The organism is Microcoleus sp. B7-D4 (assembly GCF_036705125.1).
Classification (GTDB): Bacteria; Cyanobacteriota; Cyanobacteriia; order Cyanobacteriales; family Microcoleaceae; genus Microcoleus.
On the sequence record NZ_JAUBTT010000001.1, the window covers coordinates 35,363 to 58,584 of the forward strand.

A 23,222-nucleotide genomic window follows, 5' to 3' on the forward strand; every position below is an offset into this window, starting at 1 on the left:
ACACTTTTACTACGGAAGCTTTAGGATGCTGAGAATGACCTATGAATCAGCCTTAGCCCGTATCAGCGCTCTAGTTAAGGCAAAAAGGAGAGAAAAAAAACTGGGGCTGAGAGCCGCAGCTTCGGAATGCGGGCTAAGCCCGTCTACTTTGTCCAGGTTAGAACGGGGTGCCTCATCCTCTCTGCCGGATGCAGATACTCTGGCTAAGCTGGCGCACTGGCTTGAGGTGTCTGTTGGATTTCTACTGCTGGAGCAAAACCAAGAAGGTAATGAAGAGGGGCCGGAATTAACTACGCCCGAGGTGGTGGAAGTTCATCTTCGAGCAGATAAGCGCCTCTCTCCAAAAACGGCTGAGGCTTTGGCTGAAATGTTTCGTATCCTCTACGAGCAATTCACTCAGTAGCCACGTGATTAAGCTAGTCTACCACTATATATGGTCTTTAAATTCTCTGTTATGCTATATATAGTGGTTAGCTAGCTTCTAGTGCAGTGTCTCATCACCAAGCCGATGAGAAGTCCAACTAGGAGAGAAAGCAATGTAACGCCAGATAAACAGTCAGAGGGGCTTCTATTTGTGAGCAAACACTTCTTGGACTGGATTGAGAGACGCGGGCAAGAATTGCGCTGTCGCCTGAGTCTGGAACCAACGGCAGCTTTAAATCCTTATAAACTAGCTCAGACGATGGAAGTGAGAGTTGTCTCACCGTTAGACATTTTAGAACTCGCTCCCGGTCTCCTCGATCAGCTTCTCGTCCAAGACTCAGACAGTTGGTCAGGGGGTACTCTTCCATTGCCTAACGGTAAAACTATTGTTGTCCTCAATCCCAATCACTCTGAAACCAGAAAACGAGCCACTTTAATGGAGGAACTCGCTCATGTCTTCCTCGGTCATACACCCAGCAGCCTTATTGTTTTTAAGAACAGAACAGCCATGCGAAGCTGCAAGAAATCGCAGGAAACTCAAGCTTATGGAGTAGGGGCTGCTGCACTGGTTCCTATGAAGCTGCTTCAACACGCTCAAAGCAATTTGACTGCAAGGGAGAAATTAGCGCATTATTGTGGAGTCAGTGTTGATCTTGTAACCTTTCGTGAGAAAGTGACAGGAGTTAAGCTTGGATAAGCAATATCAAGTCCATCCAAATGATCGCGGTACGAGCTGGATAAGGAAAGAGGAAAAAGGAAAAAATCTTTCTTTATTTTTTCAATTTTAAGTTTTAAGTTTTTAGCTATATCCTTACAGCTTATATGTGTAACCAACTAAATTGGCTTTGATTTTGGCAAACACGCTAACTGAAGGAAGGAAAGCTTGCTAAGTCTCTACCACTTTCGTAGACAGCCCCGCCAATTCGCCACCGTCCGTCACCCCGACGATGTAGACATCAATCTCAATGCTGCCAACTCGGTAAACCTGCAACTGGGAGAGGTTCTGTTTTAGGATGCTGACCAAGTTCTGAAAGCGCTTCGCCGTTTCCTCTTCATCTTCATCGTGCCAATCTTCTTCAGCAGTGGGGGTATCAAAGAACTCGTCCACACTCACTATTTCTACTGGAATGTCGGGTGAATGTTCGGTAAGTTGCAGCAGCTTCGTCGGAGTGAGTTCTCCCTGTGCCGGCCAATGAATGACCTCGAAGGAAGCATCGGTTTCGCTTCCGAAGAGTAAGCCCTCGGAAGCTTGTTGGAGTTGGTCGGCGATCGATTCGGTCATGGTTGCGGTGGTTCCTCAGCTTTACTGTGATTGTACAGTTGGTGTCGGCTGAAACTAAGGACTTTTTGGCAAATTCGGGTCTTCGCGGCAAGTTGACAGCGGCAATGCTTCACCGCCTAGAATCTCCAGAATTCTCCTTAGATTGCTGTTGACTGTAACATTCAAACAAGTACAGTTATATCCATAATTGCCGTTAGTTCGCACAACTTCCTTGTCATCAGCATTGGGAATGTTTTCTATTCCTTTGGCTTGATATCCACCTTGCGCTCCAATAGTCCAAGTACCATCTTTGTCAATTAAGTACCTATTACCTGGTGTAGGAACTAGCAACCATCCACACCTAGTTTCAACTGCTTTAGCAGGAAGGGCAACGATAAAAAAAGAGGAAATAATAACGGATATAAACAAGTTTTTATTCATAAATTTAAGTTTATTTAGTTTTTAATCAATTAGAGCAAATTCATCAGCACTGATTAATGCAGGTGAAGCAACAGCTCAATACCGCAATCCCTACTTGTTTGACTCCCAGAAAAGTTGGAGTTCCCGGAACTGCTGCTTATGGACTGGGGAGTGGCGAAGGTAAGAGTAGAATAGCACCCTAATTTCCTCACAGTTACTCAAGCATACCGCGCCTCTTTATCAGCTTGAGACAATGCTACTGGGCAATGAACCAGAGTCTACAAAGGTGGTATAGCCGATTACTGCCTTGGGACAGCGGACTTGGAGGCGATCGCTCTGGACATCCCGAAACTCCTGAAACTGCCTGTGGTGATGACGCTGGGTGAGTTTTGGTGTTTAGTTACGTCACGGCAACCTTGGCAACTTTCTTTGTCGATCGCGATATCGATCGCCCTCAATCTCCTTCAAGTTCCACCTGCAACTCATACACCCTCAAACTCGGATGTTCACCAATCAATTGCCAGCAATATCCTTCAACAATTGGTGTAGGTCGCGCTCCTTGGCGGTACAGGAATATCGGTTCGTGCCGTATCAATGCGGTAAAAATCTCCCGCTCTCTGTCTTTACCATCATCCCAAATCAGGTGAGCTTTGCCGAAGTACCCAGCGCTCATCAAACTAGCAAAGAGCCATTCCATGAGAGCTTGCTGCTCGTCTTGGTTAAGCGTGGATTCACCGTAAGTGTCGATTATGGGTATTTTGGATTTGGGCTTGAGTGATGCGATGAGGGCGGTGGCGAGGTTGAGGTACTTTTTCATAGGTCGGTGGAGATGCGTCTACTTCTAGTTAGTTGGGATGAAGATATTGTTCGGTCGATCGCACGTTCGGAACTCGCCTACTTAAAGAGCTGTTTTAAGACTTATCAACCAAACGACCGAATTAACAGCAAACAAAAATGTATAAAAAATATAGATTGATGGAGCGCACATAGCTCGACCTAAAGAAGGCATTTTAAATATTTTCAAAGAACCGAGCGGGTGAACTAGACCGAACGGTATAGAACGGGTATTAAAACTTTCATCTAAGGCCCTTTTATCATTCAATAATTCGGTGACTGCACTGGCTCTTTCCATATAATAAAATTGCACCTTCCAGTAGGTAGCTTCTAAAAACCAAAAACCCAAAATTATAACGTATCCCAGCGGAACCAACGCATCTATTTTGCTGGCAAACACCCAACCGATCAACGCTACCCAAATGGTAACTGCCGCAGTTTTTAACTGCTGCAAAATTGTACTGAAGTTAGCTATTTTTTTCTCTAGTTCCTCTGCTCCTTTTTGCAGCATTGCTAGCTGAAATTCAAATCTATCCATGTTTGATTCGGAGATGGCTGATTGTTCCGATACGTTTTCTAACTTTTAGAGTACCAAATTCCAGCAGTTTCACGAACCGAACGGCTGTCCCCACCGCTGCCAGCACTCTCAAATAAAAATTAATCCCAGGCGCATTCCCAGGATGACCGCTTCCGTGCGGCTGGAAGCGTTGAGCTTGCAAAAAATTGAGCTGATGTGGAACTTGACGGTGTGCTCGGAGATGTTCATCCCTCGGGCGATCGCTTTGTTCCCCAGCCCCGTTGCTAAGAGTTGCAGCAGTTCTAGTTCGCGGGGAGTGAGGGGAGTATCAACAAGATCGTCCGGTAACTCCGACCCGCTTGATGAGGGTAGTTCCTGAAGCAGAGCACCGGATACATCGGGATGCAAAACTACCAAACCTACCGCGATCGCCTCCACAGTCAGAATCAGTTCCTCGGCCGTAACGTCGGTGGGGAGAATGGCTTTAACCCCCAACGGCAGCAGCGTTGTCGCAGAATAAGATTCGGTCGGCGCAACCAAGAGGGCGATCGCCACTTCCTCTTGAAGAACCGCGAGCGTTTCCAGACTGGTGTCAGTTAGCAGGGCCGCTTCCAGTACGATCGCGTCGGGGTGTCCAGAGCACAACGATGACTCCAGCGCTGCCAGAGCGGCAATCCGTCCGACTACTTGGAGCGTTGGTTCGCGGGCGATCATTGCCTCCAACCCTGCCTGCACGATCGGCGAACGAGCGGCGATGAGAACGCGAATCAATGAAGTTTCCTCCCAAACACTAGCGTTCACCGACCGTCAGGGTCAGTTCGATGAGCTGTCCGCCCCGGATCGTCCGTGCCGTAATGGGTTGACCCACTCGCTCCGGGCTCAGCTGCGCTCGCAGGGCTTGTACGCTGGAAATTGCTGAACCCTCCAGCGTTAATAAAATATCACCGATGAGTACCCCACCCCGTTCGGCTGGACTGTCCGTTTCCACGCTCACAATTAGCACGCCGATGTCCTGGCCCAGGTTGAGCGACTGTTTCAACTGCGGGTTCAATTCCACCGGCTGCAATCCGACACCCAGGTATCCTCGCGTGACTCGTCCTCCTTGCAGCATTTGGTCTACTACGCGCTCGACCGTCGTCGCGGGAATGGTAACGGCAAAACGACCCCGCGAATGGGTGGTATTGATGCCCAGCGCCCGACCTTGAGTATCGAGCAATAGGCTCCCGGCAAATCCCGGAAACGGTTTGATATCTGGACGAATTAGGCGATCGATATACCCTCCAGTCCAACTTTGCCACGCTCCGCCTAGCGATGCCAGAATGCCAGAGCTGGCTCGCACGTTGCCGTCATTCGAGCGTCCGAGAGCCAGTACCAAATGCCCCAGGCGCAGTGCATCTAAATCTGCTAGCTCGGGCATTGGGTTGTCGGTGGCACCGACGCGCAGCACTGCAATATCCGTTCCCGGATCTGCACCTACCAAGCTGACCGGCTTTGCCTCCCCATCCGGGGTCATCAGCGTTATCTCTCCACGGCAGCGCATTACATCAATGGTAGTGACAACGATACCCGGACGCCAGTACACCCCGCTGAGCGTCAAGCGACCTGATGGCAAAGCGACGATCGTCTCGGTGGAGCGTCCGATGGCATCCGCCAGTTCATCCGAGAAAGTTGATAGAGTTGTCATGGCAGTTACTCAATGCTTTTCCTCAGAATGCCAAAAGATCCTCCCTGGCAACATCAGGCAAATTGGTAGCTCGTCCCCAGAAAAATGGCTGGGATACGCTTTATTGCCTAAACGGGCGATTGGGAACCTATTCAATCCTCATCCCAAGAAGCTTGGTCGTAACCGAGTTGTGCAGCGGCAGTACGTTCATTTTGGGTTAAGTCCTGCCAATATTTATCATTAGAATCGGGAGCATCAGTTTCTTCTTCCCAACTTGCTTCATTCCAGCCTAAAGTTTTCCATAAAGCTTGCTCGGCATCGTTCAAATCTGTCCAACTCAAATCATCCCAAGTGTCGCCTGGACTCTCTTCAATTTCCCGAATATTTGACATACATTACCTCTTGGCCGGATGGGATTCCCGGAAGACTTAGGGTGCATCAGCAGTTTTCCTGGCATCTGAATCACTTGCCAAAGGGTTGTCCCCACCACTGCCAACATTCTTTGTTGAAAGGCGATCGCCACTTGTAGATAAGCTCTGATTCTAGTTGCAGCCGCTTTTTTCGATTAGCCGGCGCTCCGTACCAAAATGCTATGGCTACACTCGCATCCAGGGAGTAGCGGCGGTGCAGTTCGATGTACTTGGCAATATAGCTATGACAATCGTGGCTCATCCATCGTTGCTTGGGAGTGCGGTCAGTTTCTCCTACATACAGCAGCAATGGAAGCTCGTTGTCAATAACAAAATAGAGGCAAGTACGATCGCCCCAATCCGGTTTCTCACAGAATGAGAGATTGTGCAATTGCAGGGCAAACGGGTCTATGTTGTTGGGTTCACAAGGATTTACTGCTAGCTCGAATAGACTTCCCTGTCGCGGTTGTGGCGCACTTTCAGATTGTTGGTGTTCAAAAATGCGTTGTTTCCAAGAATACAAAGCCTCGGAACTCATCGTTAGTTGAGGAGATTTAGCGGAGCTGGGTTTGGGTTGCGGAAAAAGTTCGAGTTGCTGCACAGATTTTAAGATTGTTGGACGATCGCTGCTGGAAAGTGTAAGCTCAATAGAATTCTGCCAAACGCCACGCTCCCGGTAGTAATGTCTCCAAATATCGCACTCATACTCTCACAATTATACCAAAGTGATGACATTGTGCGTAATGTCGTAGTCGCGTATTCTCGCCCTCTAGTCTGGTCATGTAACTTTTATAGATAATTTGGTCTTTATCGGGAATAAACCTTGGGTAAACTAGCCATCTATCTGTGATATAAAAGTAACATTTTACTGAAGTCTTAGAAGCTTTGAGAACAGCTATATCTTATAGATTTGTGCGCTGGCTACAACAAAATATGGACGCTCAAGCTGCATATAAAGCCAGTTGGGGTTTTGTTTGGGCTTAAAAGTTGTTTAAGTCCCGTTAATTTTTGGGGAGCACTAAAGTCAGTCATTTGCTGTACAAAATCAGGTGTGTACTGTACAAAATCAGTGAGAATACAGACATTTGCAGGGACTGGCCTCTACCTGTTTTTATCCGAAAATATCCGGCAAACGATGTAAAGTGTTCAAATGCTCTCTACTGGCTGACTTAAGCCTATTTACATACTGTTACATTATTCGGTTTAATCCCGCCTACCTACTTAGAAATTACTACCTGGACTAATAGGGTGGAGAATTATAACCGCCATTAATAGCTAGGAGTCGAGCGACTGCTGTAAACCAAGTCAGGGAATAAATGTTTAGCCGACTGTCAAGCTTTATCAGACAACAACAGTTTAGCCGATTGCAAAGCGCGAGTCCGACAACAGCAATTTACGCGACTGTCAAGGCTGGTATAACGGCTACTGTGTTGCCAATTTTCTCATACTCCTTATTTGATTTTTTATTCAATTTAGATAACGGCTACTGTGTTACCAATTTTCTCGCACTTGCTCAACTTGATTCTTAGGCTGCATGACATGAAATCTGTCGATGACAATTTTGGCATTTGGGAATACCTCTTTTACAACTTTTGGAAATCCTCCCCACATATCAACGCTGACTTCCTCAACTTTCTCTCTGATCTCAATTGGTTGCTGCTTAAGGATTTCAATGATGTCATCTTGTTTATGACTATCAATCACTTCTAGCAATTCTCCTAAGTCAATATTTGATACGACCGTGACCAAATTTTGATGTCATGCAGCGTTTACTCACTTCATCAATACTCACCCGTTTTACTTCTTCCAAATTCTCCTTTTTTTTGAGAGAAAATTGGTGGTTAAATATTCCCTGTACTTGATCCCAACTCAAAAATTCATCTCGACTTACCTGCTCTACACTCGCACTTTGCACTCGTTGATAAACATACTCTTCAGATCTTTGTGTGTATCGTCTTTCCCAATCTACAAAGGGTAATTCTTCCGTAAAATGTTTTTGACACTGATGACAATAAAATTGGCGGCGTGGCGTATTTAAATAAATTACTTTGCCAAATACTGATAAATCTCGAATCAGTATCGGTCGATTTTGTTTGAATTTTCTACTCTGCGTATTACAATGGGGGCAAGGAGCTTCATCATGTAAGAATCTCAGCTTGAGAATAATTTTATTTTCTTCTTCCGTAAAACTTTCGATGGTTGTATTTGGTAAATTTAGCAACCTATCAAGATGCAAGTCCATGCCTATCACCACGTATTCATTGTATCTCATTATACATTAATCCCCTCAAACCCAGAAGAGCCAGAAAGAGTCAATTTTATACTTATCCCAGTGAGTTTATCGAGTTTTTAGACCGGGCAATTCACACAGTATTAAATCCGAAAAAATCTCGTTAAAGTAAAAGAGGGGGAAGGGGAAGGAAGGATAAATTTTAGCTTTTTCTCTTTAATAAAAGCTAACAATAACCTATAACTTTCCATTCGGACGTTCGGTAAGCGGGGTTCCCGTCGGACTTCGGCGTGAGGCTTCGACCATGAGCTTAGCCGAATTGTGGCTCGATTGAGCGCAAGCCGAATGTCGCTCAGTCGAGCCGCATAGTTCACGGCGAAGCCTTCCTTTCCCCTCCGCAAATAATCAGCTTTTTCTACCCTTCCCCTTCCTCTTCCCTTCCTTTTTCCACCCTTCCCCTTCCCCCTCCCCCTCTTGCAAACCTTTTAAGAGATGAAAAACTGATAAATTCCGAGCGCATAGAACCCGATTTAAGGTTAAGGAAAGTGGCAAACCTCCGCAAGTCATTCGTCAAAGTGAGACGGAATAAATAGTCAGCAATAATGGAGGCCATCGCCTGATTAATTGTGAGACTCTGAGCGTTAATAGTGGCTAACTCAGCACAAGATAAATAGGTATTTGCCAGTTCTTCAGGCTGGGATTCTCTCAAATTGGGGCACTGCCAAATAGGAGAGGGTAACGCTCCCATAATGCCTGTTTTCTCAAATTGATCTAGGTGAGTAATTAACCCCTCACCACAATTATGACTACCTAGTAGAATTTGACCGCTATCAAAGTTATTGCCAGCATCAAGATACCAGATTCTTGGAATATCAGAGTGGCGGTTACTTTCTAGTGTTTTGCCGAGGGAACGACGAGCCGCACTATTGTCAACGCAGCCAGTGATAATTACCAAATCATTCCAGTATGATTTTACCAATTTGGGGTCAAAATAGTCAGGAATTGCACTAATTTCTAGCCCCCAGGTAAGATTGTAACGCAAAGCAAGAGTAGCGGCTTTATTCAATCCGAGTTCAGATTGACAAAATCTCTGCCTTCCCAAGTTTTTCTCTTCAACAATGTCAGGGTCAACAAAGGCAACATTGACATTTTTACCACGTTGTTTGAAAACGTAAGCTAATCGTGCTAAACTTTCAGCTACATAAGAGCCAGTGCCCCCACAGCCAACGAGCCACAAGTGTAGGTGAGAGTAATCTTTGATGAGGAGAGGGGTAGAATTGGCGTACTCAAAGTCAAGGTTTAAGGGAGTTTTGGTAAGCATCGGTGATAAAATATGGCTCTTCAAATACAGAATTAGCTTTAATTAAGCTATAGTGTCCAAAAATTCCGATTCTGACTAAAATCTCAGGAGTCAAGGTATTAACTTTACCCAATACTGCATAGAGGCGAAAACCCCGCTCGTCAGCATCATCTGTGCTGCTAAAGAAAGCAGGCATTTCTCCGTGAGAGTGGCATTCAATTAAGGCAGTTGAGCAGGATAAATTATCAAGAGGTTGGCAGCTTGTTCGTGTAGTTGTTTGGAGTGGAATTGTCAGTTGCCATTGATTGCGGCTGTCAAGGGATAGGTGAAATAAAATCTCTGTGAGATTCCCACTATTATCTTTGCTAAATGCAGATTTTGTACACATAGAAAGGACTAATTCTAATGGTACTGAACGAGTGTCAAGGTGCAAGTACGGTTCTATAGATGGCAACCCTTTGATAGTATTGGGCGCTGAATTTGCAACAGGAATCATTGCCTCTAGTCCGGGGCGAACTGAACGCACAAACACGCCGTTAGAAGCTGTAACGTATTCGCAGAATACTCCAGTAGCAATGGGAGGCAAGGGAATAGAGGCATGAATGTGGTTAAAAAGTTTTAGCATTAACTTAAACTTGGCGGTTGAAAGAAAAATGTTGAGTGCAATCCCTAGATAGGGTTAGCAATCAATAAAAGGTGTTCTATTAAAGAGTTAATTGACTGGTTGCACCTGCTTTCAACTAAATCTTTAACAGGATAGGAACGCCTTTTTCTCAAGGCTAAACTTTTCAGATGTTCTCTGACATCTTGGGGAAACTTTCGGCTTTTTTGGCTGGATAAGTCAGCATTGAAAGGAGTAGTGATGAAAGTTTGCCAAGCAATATCAATGGTTTGAGTTGAAGCAACCGGGGGAGTATTTTGTCCCCAGCAAATTAAACCGTTTGGGTGGATATTTGGTAAGGGAGTATGGTAAGCTTTCGCCTCTGGGTTGAAGGTGGCGACATCAGTTGCCCATACCCAATATTGAGTGTTCTGTCCTACCAATACCAAAGCGGTTAGCGGAATAGTAATCGGTTCAATATCATCAAAGTGGAGGTTATATTGAGCAGGAGGTATGAATTTTACTACCCAATTTCCTTGAGAATTAGTTCCCCACCTTATGACTCCTGGAGGCATCCAACCTGTATCAATTGGCTCGTGAGAAAATGCAGTTCTCAAACTGACAGAGGAGAGTAGTTTGTAGTGTTCCTTTGTCCCTTCTCGATAATGGAACAGGTATTGTTCTTTGATGAACAGTAATTCAGCATCAATTTCTGTTAGCTGTCGGGGAGCTATTTGCAGAATTTCACGGAAGGCTTCTCCTGACAAATGTTGCATACATAATAGCTTAAAATTGATAGAGGTTATAGAGCTAACCCGATAGGTAAGGTTAGCTCCTACTTGAAAATTAGTATTCATTCGATTTCATTAGGGTAGCAACTCTCCAAGTTTTATCCGAGTTTTCTGGGCATTCTGAACTCACTTCTTGGTTGTCCAGCCAAGCTTTTCTGTCAAAATAATCAATTTTGAAAAAGTAGTTTTTGCTATCCAGTTGAATGGCAAAAAAATCTCGTTCTCCGTAGGGGTCGTTGCCCGATTCAAAACTGTTAAAATCTCTTACTAATTGCAGTAATTTTTGTTGGTATTCAGGAGGAAGAGCTTTTACAGTTTGAGTGATCCGAATTTCACCAATTTTGGTATTTCCTTGACGCAACTGGTCATTGAGACGTGCAATTCTTTCGGTTGTTGTTAGAGTTTCAGTCATGGTTAAGACCTCAATTTCCAACAGCTACAACCGCACTAGCGGTTGCTGCTTCACAATGAATACGCTTAAGCGGGGAGCTCAGCATTTTTAGACTTGAGAGTTTCAATCGTAATTATTTGGATTCATAGGTAATTCAAATTGACAAAGTGCTCTTGTTCCAGAGTTCAAGAATTTGCTGAAAACGTCGAGGGCGGTCAGTAGCAAGCCAGTCGATAACCTGTTGAGCTTGGGTTATTACTTCTTTAGCACTTTGCCATTGCGCTGATAAAGATATCAAGTTTTCGACAGTCCATTCTCTAAATTGATACTCGTCTTGAGTGCAGCCGTCTAGCCAAATGTTACCTGTTGAATAACTGAGGAAACTTAGTACAATTGGCACCGATTTTATGGGAAAGTCAGCCAGAGAGCAAAGCTCTTGGAATTGCAGATAATTGATACTATCGGGTGGTAAAACGTGAGAAAATAAAACGTTAAATTCCTCTTCATACCAATCTTGTGCGTCATTTTCAGTTAGCCAATCTAGTCCTTTAGAAGTTAGAGGCAGCAAGATTTGCCACTCAGGGGCTAATGACTCAATATCATAATCTTCATAGCTCAACCAATCTAACCCCCAAGGCTCTATCAGGAGTTCGTCGAGGCGTTCTTCTTGGGCTATTTCTAATTGCCAGGGGCTGATAGGGATAAGTTCTGTTTCGTCAAGCCGACTGAAAAATTCTAATTCGCGGGGGCTATGAATGTCAGGACTATCAGAGTAAATAGAACTGGTAGTGGTGGTAAATTCAGTTGGAAAAAAGTGTTGGTAAAGGTTTAGTATTTGAATACTATTAAGCGTTTGCTGGAGAAATTCAATCGCTTCAATTGGCTTGGTTACTGGGTAGGAGTGTCGCAAACCAGCGATGGCTTGCGACACAGACAAAATGGTTGCAGGCATTAAAAATTCAGGGGAATTTGGGGATGTGCAATAGCTGGCGCAAGTTGCAGTTGTTTGAGAGTTGCTTTAAATCGCTGTAGTTCTTGTTCACCTCTCGCTATTGCTTGAGAGATTTCTTGAGTGCGACTTGCTAAGGTTAGCGGAGTAACATAACCGTTGATAGATTCACATTGGAGAGCCCAAGTGAGTTGGACAGCTTGATTCGGTTCTTCTGGTGCTGCCATAAGTGAGGAGAGTGGGGAATGGGGAGTGAGCAGTACGCATAGTTCTTTTTTCCAATCTTCTTCTACACCCTTTGTCTTGGCTTGTTTGATGATTTTAATGGGTTGACCTGTTTTTCGTTCAATTGTAGCGGAGCTTAATTCAGGGAAGTAAGGAAGTAGGACTTCTAGCAATTTTTCATCATTTGAAGTAATTTCGTTGGGCAGTTCGATTTGCCTGCCTTCATATTCTATTAGACTCATTATTACCTCTTTAAAACAGGGGGATTTGTACTCCAGCTTCACCTTTGTTGACGGGGTGGTTAGCAGGATTTTGAAGATTTGGTTTGGCTTGTTTCCGGGGTTGACCAACAGAAGAACGAATTTGAGCGCTCACTTTTCGGTTAGGTAGGTTAGAGGCTAAGCGCTGGAGCAATTCTTGTAAATGGTTTGGCCAAGCTCCAATCGAGTTTTCTCTAACTTGTACTAATAGTGGTAAGTCGTCATGGCTCGTTGCTGTAATTTCTACGATTCGCCCTTCTGGATGCCCATCGTCTGGTCGCATAACAATGTGGATTTTGATTGTACAAAAATTGAATTCATAAGGTTCTGATTCTCCTTCATCAAGTAAGTCAGGACTCTGTGAAATGTTCTCAGTTTTGTTGATGGTTTCACCCACTTTTTGAGTAGCTGAAAGTGGAATATCCTCTCCAGTTGGTTCGGAATTTGGTTCTATTTGGGTCATGGCTGGATTCGCAGTACAAGCAAGTGCAGCTTATTCTCAAAAATTGCCGCGATCGCGGCCTTGCTTTTAACGATCTATTTTTTGTAAAGTTTTAACGGTAAGCGTGTTTCCCAAGAAATTTCTTAATTAATTCCCATTAATTATCTGTCCGACAAGATGCGGTCGCACTTGTCTCTATTGATTCTTTGATTGTAATTGCTCAACCCCCTTGACAAGAAGACGAGATAGACATTAGATAAAGGAATGGAAAAACTACCCGACAATCAAGCAACTATTGAACGAGGCAAAAGAAGCCTTGATAGTAGAGCTATGGCAAGAAATCCAAAAACTCAGCGCAACATTAGCCACCTACGAACCTTGCGCCAGAGCCATCTCCCAAAAAAACTCTTCAAAATTCCGAAGTATTGATAGAGAAGGAATATCTATTGCGCTCGCAAGCTATATTACTATTAGCCACATCTACGATCGCACAGCTATCAATCCGAGTATATTTACTCATACAATTGTAACTATCCGTACAAATGCGATAGCTCCTTTGCGTCAATCTAGACTATGATAACAAGTTGTAGTTAGTACACTTTAAAAAGTCGGCTACTGACAATTTATTAAGTTAACACCATTCAATTGATAAAAACTTCTCCCAGCTATCAGTAGGTTCTGTCGCTGGGAGAAATCGCTGGAAAGTCGGTTTATTCAACTAACGCAGGTATCTTGATTAATTCGATTTCAAACCTTCGCTGCATTCGCCGTTATTCTTTAGGCACAGTAGGCTTTGGTTGCATGTCAAAAATAATCACAAATGTGCGCGTTTTCACTAATCGCTGCAAAACCCGTAGATGATCGTCTGCATCGTTTCTCTTACGAAATCGTGCCACAATAACACGCTGACAATTAGGAAGCAGGCTAATGATACACCACGGGTGCAATTTTTCAGAGTAGGTCATTTTAGTACCTCAGCAGTAAAAGTAACAGATTGTGCTCTTGTTTCATTGCTTGCCAAGACAGTAATTGAATAATCTTGTCAAAGACAGGTCACGGTGACATTGATATTTGACAAGGTTTGTGCTAATACAAGCTCAAATTATCTTTTGATGCTGAAAAAGCTTGGTGTATGGCAGCCACCTAAACTGTTGGAACAAGTCAGCAGTATATGCTTGTGATAACGCATACAGTCGTTGCCCTAAACAGTCTTTCCGTTATACGCGCCGCTACTATTAATCCAGGCTATTCTCTTCGCAAGGCGGACACAGGAAAGCCACCAATCCCTCTGGAATTTCCTCAAAATGCTCCAGCAGAAAATCCATTAAAGCCAAATGACGCAAATCGACAGCAGTAGGGAATCGGCGATTTTCCCCCTTTCTAAACCAACCCCGCACTGTAGAATCAGAACGAGAACAAATAAAAGCAATTTCCTCATAACTCACTCCCCACTTTGCATAAAACTGCCTCGGTGTCATTCGCAATTGGCATTCACTGTAAACTGCAATCAAATTGCGTTCTCTATCTGTCAAAGTCTGCTGCTTTTTTATCATCCTCAAACTTCTCCAAATCTTCTTCCCAGGCAGCATCAAACTGACACCACTTTGCACTCTTGGAATCAGGAGTAAGGCAAATGATGTAGCACCACATCCAACAACGCTGACGCTGTTCATAGTTGTAAAATTTGCCTATAACCATTCCTCTGTCACCTTCTTCGCCAACATCAGTCCAGCGCACCATCTCGCCGCACTCAAAGCGCGGGGGATGAATTTTGGCAAAATTTGCAGGCAACTCAGTTGAAGGTGGTATATCCTTCAACTGTTTTAGTGGCAGGCCCGAAATCAAATCTCGCTTTCCTTTTGAGATTGACATGAGTTCTTAACTGTGCATCGACTGCAACTGATTTGTTTTGATAGGTTTTCCGATCAATTTCTTGATAAAGAAATTGCAGCGCGACATCTCCTTAAATCAATCAATTGGAATCTATATTTGAGCGACTATTTTCAAAGTCAAACTCTGACTAGGCTATGATTTTTTTGAGACCCCGCCCAATCGCGTTGATGTCAAGTCCGGTTGCAGCAGACTGGTATAGTAAAGGTGTAGTTGCTTTCGTCAGCGAGGTGCGAGGATCGACAAACGTCTCCAAATCGAACCACACCGGGAAGTAGAAGGACTATTGGAGAATATTGATGACTTGTTCTTCAGAATATAACCAACCAGCAAAAAAGGTTGCAGGTAGAATCAAACAATAGTATAATTAGATTAGTTACTAATAATTTTCTTGGTGGCGCGGTGTTATGAACGCCCAAAAACCTGTTACCTTCAGAGACCTCATCGACGCGATCGCCACCTTGCCGGTTATCAACTTTCCCGAAAATTCGAGTCAGTTGAATAGCAATAAGCGGGAAGTGAGTTGCAACAAGCGCCTCCGATTGCCCAGAAAGCGATTGAGCCGGATTTGGTTTGCCATCAAAGAATAGAAGCCAGTTAGCCTACTTGACGTAATCTCCCTTTCGTCCAATAATGAAGGAATTTACCCGTCAAGGATGCGCCGTGAAGGTTCTTGGGAATGGGCGCGCTAAGATTTTGACGCCCGCAGAAATTGACCGACTGTTTGACCGGGGTTTTATTACAGCAAGGGACAGGCTTTTGTTTGCTGTAACTTTTTACTGCGCCTGCCGCATTTCAGAGGCGTTAGCTTTAACAACTCACGACATTGTTGGGGGGTCAGTCACGTTGCGGAAAGCGACGACAAAGGGTTCGTCAGCAACGCGAACGCTGCCGCTCCATCCTATGCTGGCTAAGTATTTAAAGGCTTACAATCCAGATGTAGGTTTTTTGTTTCCGGGGCGAGACAATACGAAGCCTTTGACTCGCGCCGCATCGGATGTGATTTTTAAAGAAGCTTGCAAGCGGGTAAGAATTAAGGGGGCTTCAACACATTCGATGCGGCGGACGGCGCTGACTAATTTGAGCAATGCGGGGGTGCCGCTGCGGGTGATTATGGAGATTTCGGGACACAAAAATTTGTCGAGTCTCCAGCGCTATTTGGAGGTACAGCCGGAACAGCTTGTCAAGGCGATCGGGCTTTTGAAGTAGGACGACAGAGTTCAATATTTTCCTGTCCTTTAATATTACCGGAGTTTATAGATATTCCGAAACCGACAGCATTCAGCATCAAACAGCAACTTAACCGTTCCCGTTCCGCTATTCCGTCCTTTCAATCCAATAATTTCAGCCGTTCCCCCATCAGGAGAATCAGGATTGTAATAATCGTCCCTGTAAACTCCAAGCACAACATCCGCATCCTGTTCAATCCCACCAGAGCCACGCAAATCCGATAAACTTGGACGCTTGTTCGTGCGAGTCTCTACCCCCCGATTGAGCTGAGAAAGCAGCAAAACAGGCGCGTCAACCTCGCGAGCCAAAATCTTCATCTGCCGCGTAATTTCGCTGATTTTATTGACCACATTTTCATCTGCCGAATTGACCATCAATTGCAAGTAATCAACAATTACCAAACCCAAGGGGCCGCGCTCACAAACAAACTCCCTAACTCTGGAACGAATCTCCAAGGGAGACGGTTCCAAACTTTCGTCTATCCAAAAATCAGCATCGCTAACTTTCCCTAAAGCCGAAGCTAGGACTTCGTACTTACCAGCTAGGTTAACTTTCCTGATATCTTTCACCGACACCCCACTCTCAAGTGCCATTAGTCGCGCTGCCAAGTCCCGACCTGGCATTTCCATCGAAAACATCAAAACTCGACCGTTCGTGGGAAGGGAAGCAATGTTGTAGCCAAGGGCACAAGCCAAAGCTGTTTTGCCACTGCCGGGGCGACCTCCTATGACAATCAATTCGCCTCGGTAAAATCCCCCTCCCAATAGGTCGTCGAGGTCGTAAAACCCTGTGCTGATTCCAGGACAGTAGTTAGCAGTCTCCAAGCGCTGTTCCTCAATTTCATCTAGATATCGCCAAAGCTCGTGGCAGTATTCCGAAAGAGGCCGAATAGCTTTCTGTCGCTCTTCTTTGTACTTATTGAGGACAAAAATCTTTTGCTCGGCTTCATTTAGTATGGCATCCAATTCGGTGGAAGTTTCGTAGCCAAGCTGCACCAGGTCATTACCAATTTTGATGAGTTCGCGCCGGACAAACTTGTCCACGACTAGCAAGGCATATTGGTCGATGTTGACGGCTGAAACAGTTCGGTCTACCAGCATTACCAGTTTGGTTTGACCCCCTACTACTTCCAGCAGATTGTGGTCGTCGAGAAAAGTGGTGACGTTCATCAAATCTGTGGGCTGCTCCTTAGAGTGCAGCGCTAAAGCGGCCCGATAAATATGTTGGTGGACTGTAATTGCCAACGCTTCGGGACGCAGAATATTTGCGACTCTTTTAATGGCGATTGGATCGATCAGAATTCCGCCTAAAATTGCTTCCTCTGCATCAATGTTAGTCGGCATAATTTTGTCAACAAAACTGACTGCCATATCTGGTACTCCTTTGAGATTGTTGTTACTTGAACTGTGTTTTAGTTGCCTACAGGATTGTCAGCGGTCTACAGGAATTGAATAATTAGTGTTTTCACAGCTAGGCCTCATAGCTAAGTAGTAGACAATTTGTTCAAGATTTGTTTTAGTTGCTGAGGAAATCGAAGCATCCACTGCAAGTAAATTTGCTGCTGAATACCTAGCGCTGCAAAAGCTTCTTTGCCTAGTTGCTGGAACTGTTCGCATAACGTCCGGTGAGTTTCTAATGGCATATAATGAGGGTCAACATAATCCTCAGTTATTCTTGTTGTCTGTGCAGAAGGAGAATCTTTTGGAGTTGGAGAAGAGCCGGTTGAAGCTGGAGACGAAACAACATTTGTTGGGTTCGAGTTTTGAAAACCGTTAGTTTTTTCCCACCAGCGACCGCGCAAACAATCAACGACCCACCCTGAAGGGTTGGATATTTGCTTTGTTTGGCTTCGGACTTGCAGCAAGTTTATGGCGGCTTGGATTTCGTTTAAGCTGTGCTGGAGGACACAAATTTTTAATTCAGAATTCATGCCTCCTGTGGCTCGCGTAACGGCTTCGACAATTTCAGTTGCATCGGGATTGGCAATTGCAACCGCTTCGATAATTTCAGTCGCATCAGGATTAGTAATTGGAACGGCTTTGACAATCTCAGTCGCATCGGAATTGGCAATTGCAATTGGTTCTACAGTTTCAGTTGCATCGGGGTTGGCAATTGCAACCGCTTCGATAATCTCAGTCGCATCAGAATTAGTAATTGGAACCGCTTCGATAATTTCAGTTGTCTCGGAATTGGCAATTGCAACCGCTTCGACAATTTCAGTTGCATCGGAATTGGCAATTGGAACAGCTTCGACAATTTCATTCGCATCGGGGTTGGCAATTACAACCGCTTCGATAATCTCAGTTGCATCAGGATTAGTAATTGGAACGGCTTTGACAATCTCAGTTGTCTCGGAATTGGCAATTGGAACAGCTTTGAGAATCTCAGTCGCATCAGGATTAGTAATTGGAACGGCTTTGACAGTTTCAGTCGCATCGGGGTTGGCAATTGCAACCGCTTCGACAATTTCAGGAACTTGGGGAGTAACGGGCGAAGATATTTCAGGACTTAACGGAACAGCTTTATTGGTAGGTATTGGTGATTTGGCGGCAGAGATTGTTGGATTGTCGAGGCTGTTGAGTTCTGTCACCAGTTTTTGCGGGGGTTTAGAGGTCAAACCTCTTTGTTCTGGAGTGCAAGGCATTGCCACATCGACTGCCTGACTGTTATCTGAATTAATTCTCAGACATTCAGCGGTTGGGGCGGAACATTTATTTTCACTAAGGGTTTTTAGTTCTTGTTCTGAATTTTTATTTAATTCAGTGCTTTTAGATTTGATCCCAGTTACAAGCTGTGGTTTTTTATCTGGTGATGTTAAATTTTCTTCCTCTTGAGAAAAATTAAAAAAAACAGCAGCAACATTTTCAGTGCTTTGCTGTCCTTTTTTATCCTCTGTAAAGAGTACGGCACCATCAGGGTTTGAACCCCCTGTTTGCTCAATTTTTGGCTGGTTCAGTCGATTTTTTGACGGTTTGCTCAGTTTTTGGAATTTTGAATTGGTGTGAGTGAAGGGGCGAACGTCGCCCAGGTGCTGCACTGCTATGCGGAAAATGCCGCACCCATAGTTTTTAAGGATTTTGACCAAACCAAGTTTTTCGAGTTGTTTGAGGGCTGCCCGCCTGGTGTTGGGGCTGTAGGGCTTGCCGTTTCGGACTCTTGTGGCTCGTTTTTCGCCCAAGGGGATGCAATTGATGTCGATTTCCTCTGGTTTGCCGCCGATGCAGGTTCTGTACAGGTAAAGGGCGAGTTTGAGGGCGCTGGGGGTAGCGCCTTCTAGTATGTCGGCTAGGGCTTCGTAAATTGCGGCGTGTCGGGCGAATGGCGGTTTGTGCCAGGTAGTTGTATCTGCAACCATTTTTTGTTCCGGGGTAAAAATGAGCGTAAATGTCCCTTCATGCGACTGTGACAGCCGCAAGGTTTGCCAGAGCGGTTGTTGTGAATTTGACCGCGGGCTATTGAGCGCGAATGCAGCGCTCGCTGCACTCAACAGGATTTCGGGTTGGCTTCAACAACCAGGTGTGGTAGTAGTTCCGCCGGAACTCGATTCATAGCGCCGTCGCTTGAACTATCGGCAAACTTTAGCGAAGCGGTTTTAAGGTCTTGTACTTTTGCGATCGCTTTTTTGTAGCGATGCAGTTGTCCTAAATCCAGCAGTGTTGAGACTGACCGCCCCGCTAAAAGATGAGAAAGGGTGCGCGACTATTTTTTCAATCCTGCCAGACCAGCCGATACGGGATTTGGTGGCGAATCAGTCTAATAAGACTGATCAGAGTTGTTCTAAAAGCTGAAAACTTTACGTGGTAAGAGTTTCAAAAATGACTTGTCGCGGCATTCTAGAGGTTTTGTCGCGGCATTCTAGAGGTTTTGTCGCGGCATTCTAGAGGTTTTGTTCTAACGGTCAAACTTGTATGGGGTATGGATTTGAGAGCGATTTTAAATACCTATTTTTTTTAGAACAAGTTTCAGAACAGTCGGAGCATCTTTTGCCGAAAAAAAAACCAGCCGGGAAAGGTGGGTTTGTAGGGTCGCTTTGGTGAGAGTTATGTCCTGGACACACGGGTGGTCATCACCTAGCCCTGTCTGGCGTGTTAAATCAGAACCGGAGAAAAAGGATAAAACCGCTATTTCACGTTCGGGTTTTTGAGACTTCGATCAAAAAAAATTGTTTTTCGGAACTTGGACTCACAATCAAAACGCTGAAACTTAGTAACCTCGTTCCTCACGCCAGACAGGGCTAGTGGTCATCACCTGAGTTTGATGGACGAGAATACAGAGGCTACAGCCCTTGAACCGGGGAAAAAACTAAGGTGATGGCGATGTTAGTCAAGCTCTGCTTGCTGTCGCTGTTTGAGCGTAGAATCCCCGTCTCTTGACTAGCGGGGAGTATGTCAAATTAGGACTAAGGCTAAGCATCATCAGGATAGAGGCTCTTCAGGGGGGGTTGCCCCTACTTTCACACCGTATATTGAGGCTGTGCGTAAGTCCTAAATATGTCAATCTGAAATGCTTAACAGATGCCAGATTTGGGATTCCAGTTCTGGTGCAGGGATTCGCTCCCCACGTTCCAACATGGATACATAACGCTGCGACACCCCTAGCCAGCCAGCCAATTGTGCTTGAGTCCAACCTTTGGCTGTTCTTGCTTCTTTTATCTCATTGCTTGTCAGTTTAGGTTTGGGAGCTTCTTTCAGGCGGGGTTGAACCTGTTTGAGTTCAGCTTTGCTTGCCAGGAGTTGGGGGATAGGTGCTGGCGGATGGATGGTAATTTTGGCTGCCAATAGCGTGTCAAAGTATCCTCGTTTTTTTCGATCCTTGCTACCGGGTCTCAGCCATTCTGGGTAGGTCTCTTGGTCAAACTCGATTTGAAACGCTCGCTGGAGTTTCAACAGCACTTCCAGGGTGTGATTCCAGCTATTCATCAGCGTGTAAGCTTTTCTACGGTCAGACCGGGCTATATCGATTACCGTTTGGGATAGGAGCGCTTTTAGAAGGGTTTCCACTTTGTAACTGCCACTGGTGTGAAATCGGCTTTCCATCGTCAGATGAAGTGCTAAGCGCAAAGCCAGTTCATCATGGTAGGCATCGATTTTGAGAATCTCCTGGGCTAAATAGCCAAACTGATACAAGGCTTCTTTGGCGAAGTAACCTGCTTTGTTCAAGAAGGCATGAGTCCAGAGCCCCGGTTGGACTGTGATGTAGACTTCATCAGGCTGCTCTATTTTGCCCTCCAGATTCTGCTGACCTGTTAACTGAATTTGAATATTCCACATTCGCGAGGTGTCAACGCTGGCTCTAATTCCACCTTTTTTGTGTTTGCCTTCAACCCATGTGGCTTTGATTGCTAGGCAACCTAGAGCATACGCTGTTTTAGCTAGTTCATTCAGTTTTTTAGACGCGGGCAAGTCTGTGCGTTTGTCCCAGCCCATTTCCTTGATTAAGTCACTGCCTTCGAGAGTGAATAAGCTTTCCCACGGCTCTTCTTGTCTCATAATATGAGCGGCAAAAATCAGGTGTAACTTGGCAGCGGTCAGCCCAAACTTGTCAATAATTTGCATGGCCTCTTCTAAAGGCAGCAGCGTGATGTCGCCGGGGTTGGCGATGTAGTGCTCGATGATGTTGTTGGGGTTGCCCTTGGCTCGGTGTTGGAAGTACCCGACACCTGAAGGGTATTGCTGCCACAAGTCTGTTCTCAGTTGTGCGTGGAGACTGGATACCATAGGAGGGGGTGTCGCGACAGGGGCGATCGGTCTACTCTGGTACAGACGAGGTTCTGTAATGGGTTTGTCTGGGGTATCTCTAACTTCAGCCAGACTTTCTGAGCTGGTGCTGTCACTCATAGTTTTAGTCAATAGTTAGAACCTAGTATTTTAATCACTGTAGTTTTAATAAATTCTAGAATTTTAAGTCGGCATAATGTCGTCAAGTTGCAATTGTAAATTGGGAAAGAGGTAAGAAGAAATCGGCTCTCCCAAGCGATATTGTTGCTGCTGGTAAACTCCATCAATCAACTGGCAGACCGTGAAAGTAGGTTGCTTGGGATTGCCGATAAATTGCAAACCCCCCAAGCCTCGAAAGTCCACAATCCAATATTCTGCAATCTTCAAAAAAGCGTATTCTTCCACTTTTCTTGCATAATCATCTTGCCAATTAGTGCTGACAACTTCGGCAACCAGCTTAATTGTACTATCTTTACAAATCACTGGTTCTTTTTGCCAAAGGGGTTCACTACTAAGTTCTGCTTTATCTAAAACAACTACATCAGGACGCAGTGCTGTGGCCTCAGCGTATAGGGGTTTTATTAAACAAGTTTTGGGAACCAACCAATTGAAATTACCACGAAAAATTTCTACGTAAATTCTACCAGCAATACTACCTGCAACCGCTTCGTGAGGACCAGTAGGTTCCATGTCTCTGAGTTCTCCATCAATGAGTTCATATCGTGTATTATCCCCATATAGGGCAATAAACTCCTCAAAGCTAAGTAGTTTGGATGGGGTGTATGTCATAGGTTATTTTTTAATGGGAGGTAGCTTAATTAGAAGTTTCGTGGGGTAGGGAGTAGAGTTCTGTTAAGTTTATTATACTCGCTCGATTGCATGACCGCCTTCGAGCTTGTCAAACTAATGGAGGCGGATTGCGATCTGATAAATCGCCCCGTGCCGATTCCAGAGAACCATCCATTATATTCCAATCAATGTCATCATCGGGGAACAGCGATAATTGTCCAGGCGAGACGTTGGATTGCCCGCGATTGTGATAAGAAAGGTGACACGCAGTACAAAGGGCTATTAAGTTTTCTGGACGGTTGTCCTCCGGTATCCGGTTGCGGTGGTGCACTGTCAAAGTTAAGGCACAGCGTTCGGACTTGGTTAAGCCACTTTTCTTACCGGGTCGGAGGCATTGTTGGTTGCATTTAGTACAGCGCCAGAGCGCACTTTCTTTCACGGAGAGCGCAATAAGAGTGCCAATTGTCGGGATACCTCTTGGGTTTTGTCATAGCTCATTTCTCACTCTTGCGGCGCTCGCTTTTGTTGCCATCACTCAGAAGCCATCAAGTCAAAGAGTGCTGTAAATTCGCTCAATATTCCATATCTCTTAACGCCTTCCTCACTATTATTCCACTTTTAGTATAAGAGAGCTCGGATGAGTGGTACGAATACTCTTCCTCAAGCTTTAAGATTGATGGCTAACCAACTTGAAAATATCAGTGAGTTGCTTTTCGGTTTTTCTAACCGAGATCAACCAGTTAAATCCTTCACGTAGCATCAACAAATAGCCCAATCAGCTTAGTTTATTTTTTCGACAATTAATCCACCCTGCCATCCCTCAAAGAATATGCCTGGAAAAATCCTCAAGCTACACCCCCAATTACAGCAGAAAACAAT

General features: G+C 44.9%; 29 protein-coding genes and 1 pseudogene. 5 read left to right on the forward strand and 25 right to left on the reverse strand.

Annotated elements, in window-relative coordinates; genetic code table 11:
• Positions 1-34 precede the first annotated feature (34 nt).
• Together QUB12_RS00100 and QUB12_RS00105 are read left to right on the forward strand one after the other, a co-directional pair.
• The gene (locus tag QUB12_RS00100; protein WP_333257710.1) at positions 35-403 is read left to right on the forward strand and encodes a helix-turn-helix domain-containing protein; all 369 of its coding nucleotides are present in this window, start codon (positions 35-37) and stop codon (positions 401-403) included.
• Positions 404-574: 171 nt separating this feature from the next.
• Positions 575-1,120, forward strand: coding sequence for an ImmA/IrrE family metallo-endopeptidase (locus QUB12_RS00105; RefSeq protein ID WP_333304794.1), 546 nt, complete (start codon positions 575-577; stop codon positions 1,118-1,120).
• Between the two features lie 189 nt (positions 1,121-1,309).
• Here QUB12_RS00105 and QUB12_RS00110 read toward each other — a convergent pair whose 3' ends face one another.
• From QUB12_RS00110 to QUB12_RS00195, 18 genes and pseudogenes are all read right to left on the reverse strand, one after another.
• A complete protein-coding gene (locus tag QUB12_RS00110) occupies positions 1,310-1,705 on the reverse strand; it encodes a nuclease A inhibitor family protein (protein WP_333257701.1) in 396 nt (131 codons plus the stop codon).
• A 54-nt stretch (positions 1,706-1,759) separates the two neighbouring features.
• Entirely contained in the window at positions 1,760-2,125 is a 366-nt protein-coding gene (locus tag QUB12_RS00115) for a DUF4087 domain-containing protein (RefSeq protein WP_333304796.1), read from the reverse strand.
• A gap of 433 nt (positions 2,126-2,558) precedes the next feature.
• Positions 2,559-2,921: a hypothetical protein gene (locus tag QUB12_RS00120; RefSeq protein ID WP_333257694.1), complete on the reverse strand. Its 363-nt coding sequence runs from the start codon at positions 2,919-2,921 to the stop codon at positions 2,559-2,561.
• Positions 2,922-3,002: 81 nt separating this feature from the next.
• Positions 3,003-3,476: a hypothetical protein gene (locus QUB12_RS00125; protein ID WP_333304798.1), complete on the reverse strand. Its 474-nt coding sequence runs from the start codon at positions 3,474-3,476 to the stop codon at positions 3,003-3,005.
• 108 nt (positions 3,477-3,584) lie between these two features.
• Positions 3,585-4,226, reverse strand: a complete 642-nt coding sequence (locus tag QUB12_RS00130) for a response regulator transcription factor (RefSeq protein WP_333054889.1) — start codon at positions 4,224-4,226, stop codon at positions 3,585-3,587.
• 19 nt (positions 4,227-4,245) lie between these two features.
• Positions 4,246-5,139: a S1C family serine protease gene (locus QUB12_RS00135; RefSeq protein WP_333304800.1), complete on the reverse strand. Its 894-nt coding sequence runs from the start codon at positions 5,137-5,139 to the stop codon at positions 4,246-4,248.
• A 131-nt stretch (positions 5,140-5,270) separates the two neighbouring features.
• A complete protein-coding gene (locus QUB12_RS00140) occupies positions 5,271-5,510 on the reverse strand; it encodes a hypothetical protein (RefSeq protein WP_333304802.1) in 240 nt (79 codons plus the stop codon).
• A 70-nt stretch (positions 5,511-5,580) separates the two neighbouring features.
• Positions 5,581-6,129, reverse strand: coding sequence for a hypothetical protein (locus QUB12_RS00145; RefSeq protein WP_333304804.1), 549 nt, complete (start codon positions 6,127-6,129; stop codon positions 5,581-5,583).
• 139 nt (positions 6,130-6,268) lie between these two features.
• A pseudogene (locus QUB12_RS00150) lies at positions 6,269-6,394 on the reverse strand (IS1 family transposase); the annotation flags it as partial.
• A gap of 625 nt (positions 6,395-7,019) precedes the next feature.
• A complete protein-coding gene (locus tag QUB12_RS00155; RefSeq protein ID WP_333304806.1) occupies positions 7,020-7,232 on the reverse strand; it encodes a transposase in 213 nt (70 codons plus the stop codon).
• A 19-nt stretch (positions 7,233-7,251) separates the two neighbouring features.
• Positions 7,252-7,800, reverse strand: a complete 549-nt coding sequence (locus tag QUB12_RS00160) for a transposase family protein (RefSeq protein ID WP_333304808.1) — start codon at positions 7,798-7,800, stop codon at positions 7,252-7,254.
• Positions 7,801-8,173: 373 nt separating this feature from the next.
• The gene (locus QUB12_RS00165; protein WP_333304811.1) at positions 8,174-9,079 is read right to left on the reverse strand and encodes a ThiF family adenylyltransferase; all 906 of its coding nucleotides are present in this window, start codon (positions 9,077-9,079) and stop codon (positions 8,174-8,176) included.
• The gene (locus QUB12_RS00170) at positions 9,051-9,683 is read right to left on the reverse strand and encodes a Mov34/MPN/PAD-1 family protein (protein WP_333304813.1); all 633 of its coding nucleotides are present in this window, start codon (positions 9,681-9,683) and stop codon (positions 9,051-9,053) included. The genes QUB12_RS00165 and QUB12_RS00170 overlap by 29 nt, the downstream gene beginning before the upstream one ends.
• Positions 9,684-9,727: 44 nt before the next feature.
• On the reverse strand, positions 9,728-10,435 hold the full coding sequence (locus tag QUB12_RS00175; protein ID WP_333304815.1) for a hypothetical protein: 708 nt from the start codon (positions 10,433-10,435) through the stop codon (positions 9,728-9,730).
• A 70-nt stretch (positions 10,436-10,505) separates the two neighbouring features.
• Positions 10,506-10,862 (reverse strand): DUF3768 domain-containing protein, encoded by a 357-nt coding sequence (locus QUB12_RS00180; protein WP_194060237.1) that lies wholly within the window; start codon positions 10,860-10,862, stop codon positions 10,506-10,508.
• 133 nt (positions 10,863-10,995) lie between these two features.
• Entirely contained in the window at positions 10,996-11,793 is a 798-nt protein-coding gene (locus QUB12_RS00185; protein WP_333304818.1) for a hypothetical protein, read from the reverse strand.
• On the reverse strand, positions 11,793-12,257 hold the full coding sequence (locus QUB12_RS00190; protein ID WP_333304820.1) for a hypothetical protein: 465 nt from the start codon (positions 12,255-12,257) through the stop codon (positions 11,793-11,795). Before QUB12_RS00190 ends, QUB12_RS00185 begins: the two co-directional genes overlap by 1 nt.
• A gap of 10 nt (positions 12,258-12,267) precedes the next feature.
• On the reverse strand, positions 12,268-12,738 hold the full coding sequence (locus QUB12_RS00195) for a hypothetical protein (protein ID WP_333304822.1): 471 nt from the start codon (positions 12,736-12,738) through the stop codon (positions 12,268-12,270).
• 274 nt (positions 12,739-13,012) lie between these two features.
• On the opposite strand from QUB12_RS00195, the gene QUB12_RS00200 reads away from it, so the two are divergent.
• Complete coding sequence (locus QUB12_RS00200) at positions 13,013-13,294, forward strand: hypothetical protein (protein WP_333304824.1); 282 nt, start codon at positions 13,013-13,015, stop codon at positions 13,292-13,294.
• A 658-nt stretch (positions 13,295-13,952) separates the two neighbouring features.
• Here the strand turns inward: QUB12_RS00200 and QUB12_RS00205 are convergent.
• The gene (locus QUB12_RS00205) at positions 13,953-14,270 is read right to left on the reverse strand and encodes a helix-turn-helix domain-containing protein (RefSeq protein WP_228056889.1); all 318 of its coding nucleotides are present in this window, start codon (positions 14,268-14,270) and stop codon (positions 13,953-13,955) included.
• Positions 14,239-14,589 carry a hypothetical protein gene (locus tag QUB12_RS00210; protein WP_333304828.1) on the reverse strand — a complete coding sequence of 117 codons (351 nt, stop codon included), beginning with the start codon at positions 14,587-14,589 and terminating at the stop codon, positions 14,239-14,241. Before QUB12_RS00210 ends, QUB12_RS00205 begins: the two co-directional genes overlap by 32 nt.
• 425 nt (positions 14,590-15,014) lie before the next feature.
• Here QUB12_RS00210 and QUB12_RS00215 point away from each other — a divergent pair, with 425 nt between their 5' ends.
• Both QUB12_RS00215 and QUB12_RS00220 read left to right on the forward strand, forming a co-directional pair.
• Entirely contained in the window at positions 15,015-15,197 is a 183-nt protein-coding gene (locus QUB12_RS00215) for a hypothetical protein (protein ID WP_333304830.1), read from the forward strand.
• Between the two features lie 43 nt (positions 15,198-15,240).
• Positions 15,241-15,816, forward strand: coding sequence for a site-specific integrase (locus QUB12_RS00220; RefSeq protein ID WP_333304832.1), 576 nt, complete (start codon positions 15,241-15,243; stop codon positions 15,814-15,816).
• Between the two features lie 35 nt (positions 15,817-15,851).
• Here QUB12_RS00220 and dnaB read toward each other — a convergent pair whose 3' ends face one another.
• The 5 genes from dnaB to QUB12_RS00245 all read right to left on the reverse strand — a co-directional run bounded on the left by dnaB (position 15,852) and on the right by QUB12_RS00245 (position 22,782).
• Entirely contained in the window at positions 15,852-17,207 is a 1,356-nt protein-coding gene (gene dnaB / locus QUB12_RS00225; protein WP_333304834.1) for a replicative DNA helicase, read from the reverse strand.
• 113 nt (positions 17,208-17,320) lie between these two features.
• Positions 17,321-19,192: a hypothetical protein gene (locus QUB12_RS00230; RefSeq protein ID WP_333304836.1), complete on the reverse strand. Its 1,872-nt coding sequence runs from the start codon at positions 19,190-19,192 to the stop codon at positions 17,321-17,323.
• Positions 19,193-20,330: 1,138 nt separating this feature from the next.
• Positions 20,331-21,674, reverse strand: coding sequence for a helix-turn-helix transcriptional regulator (locus QUB12_RS00235; RefSeq protein WP_333304838.1), 1,344 nt, complete (start codon positions 21,672-21,674; stop codon positions 20,331-20,333).
• 63 nt (positions 21,675-21,737) lie between these two features.
• Entirely contained in the window at positions 21,738-22,343 is a 606-nt protein-coding gene (locus QUB12_RS00240; protein ID WP_333183569.1) for a Uma2 family endonuclease, read from the reverse strand.
• 109 nt (positions 22,344-22,452) lie between these two features.
• Complete coding sequence (locus QUB12_RS00245) at positions 22,453-22,782, reverse strand: HNH endonuclease (protein ID WP_333304840.1); 330 nt, start codon at positions 22,780-22,782, stop codon at positions 22,453-22,455.
• Between the last annotated feature and the right edge of the window lie 440 nt (positions 22,783-23,222).

What these genes read in the sequence shown, in the direction of transcription:
- QUB12_RS00100 (WP_333257710.1), top strand. Translation starts at nt 35, where the DNA reads ATGACCTATGAATCAGCCTTAGCCCGTATCAGCGCTCTAGTTAAGGCA.
- QUB12_RS00110 (WP_333257701.1), bottom strand. Translation starts at nt 1,705, where the DNA reads ATGACCGAATCGATCGCCGACCAACTCCAACAAGCTTCCGAGGGCTTA.
- QUB12_RS00115 (WP_333304796.1), bottom strand. Translation starts at nt 2,125, where the DNA reads ATGAATAAAAACTTGTTTATATCCGTTATTATTTCCTCTTTTTTTATC.
- QUB12_RS00120 (WP_333257694.1), bottom strand. Translation starts at nt 2,921, where the DNA reads ATGAAAAAGTACCTCAACCTCGCCACCGCCCTCATCGCATCACTCAAG.
- QUB12_RS00125 (WP_333304798.1), bottom strand. Translation starts at nt 3,476, where the DNA reads ATGGATAGATTTGAATTTCAGCTAGCAATGCTGCAAAAAGGAGCAGAG.
- QUB12_RS00135 (WP_333304800.1), bottom strand. Translation starts at nt 5,139, where the DNA reads ATGACAACTCTATCAACTTTCTCGGATGAACTGGCGGATGCCATCGGA.
- QUB12_RS00140 (WP_333304802.1), bottom strand. Translation starts at nt 5,510, where the DNA reads ATGTCAAATATTCGGGAAATTGAAGAGAGTCCAGGCGACACTTGGGAT.
- QUB12_RS00160 (WP_333304808.1), bottom strand. Translation starts at nt 7,800, where the DNA reads ATGAGATACAATGAATACGTGGTGATAGGCATGGACTTGCATCTTGAT.
- QUB12_RS00165 (WP_333304811.1), bottom strand. Translation starts at nt 9,079, where the DNA reads ATGCTTACCAAAACTCCCTTAAACCTTGACTTTGAGTACGCCAATTCT.
- QUB12_RS00170 (WP_333304813.1), bottom strand. Translation starts at nt 9,683, where the DNA reads ATGCTAAAACTTTTTAACCACATTCATGCCTCTATTCCCTTGCCTCCC.
- QUB12_RS00175 (WP_333304815.1), bottom strand. Translation starts at nt 10,435, where the DNA reads ATGCAACATTTGTCAGGAGAAGCCTTCCGTGAAATTCTGCAAATAGCT.
- QUB12_RS00180 (WP_194060237.1), bottom strand. Translation starts at nt 10,862, where the DNA reads ATGACTGAAACTCTAACAACAACCGAAAGAATTGCACGTCTCAATGAC.
- QUB12_RS00185 (WP_333304818.1), bottom strand. Translation starts at nt 11,793, where the DNA reads ATGCCTGCAACCATTTTGTCTGTGTCGCAAGCCATCGCTGGTTTGCGA.
- QUB12_RS00190 (WP_333304820.1), bottom strand. Translation starts at nt 12,257, where the DNA reads ATGAGTCTAATAGAATATGAAGGCAGGCAAATCGAACTGCCCAACGAA.
- QUB12_RS00195 (WP_333304822.1), bottom strand. Translation starts at nt 12,738, where the DNA reads ATGACCCAAATAGAACCAAATTCCGAACCAACTGGAGAGGATATTCCA.
- QUB12_RS00205 (WP_228056889.1), bottom strand. Translation starts at nt 14,270, where the DNA reads ATGATAAAAAAGCAGCAGACTTTGACAGATAGAGAACGCAATTTGATT.
- QUB12_RS00210 (WP_333304828.1), bottom strand. Translation starts at nt 14,589, where the DNA reads ATGTCAATCTCAAAAGGAAAGCGAGATTTGATTTCGGGCCTGCCACTA.
- QUB12_RS00215 (WP_333304830.1), top strand. Translation starts at nt 15,015, where the DNA reads ATGAACGCCCAAAAACCTGTTACCTTCAGAGACCTCATCGACGCGATC.
- QUB12_RS00220 (WP_333304832.1), top strand. Translation starts at nt 15,241, where the DNA reads ATGAAGGAATTTACCCGTCAAGGATGCGCCGTGAAGGTTCTTGGGAAT.
- dnaB (WP_333304834.1), bottom strand. Translation starts at nt 17,207, where the DNA reads ATGGCAGTCAGTTTTGTTGACAAAATTATGCCGACTAACATTGATGCA.
- QUB12_RS00230 (WP_333304836.1), bottom strand. Translation starts at nt 19,192, where the DNA reads ATGGTTGCAGATACAACTACCTGGCACAAACCGCCATTCGCCCGACAC.
- QUB12_RS00235 (WP_333304838.1), bottom strand. Translation starts at nt 21,674, where the DNA reads ATGAGTGACAGCACCAGCTCAGAAAGTCTGGCTGAAGTTAGAGATACC.
- QUB12_RS00240 (WP_333183569.1), bottom strand. Translation starts at nt 22,343, where the DNA reads ATGACATACACCCCATCCAAACTACTTAGCTTTGAGGAGTTTATTGCC.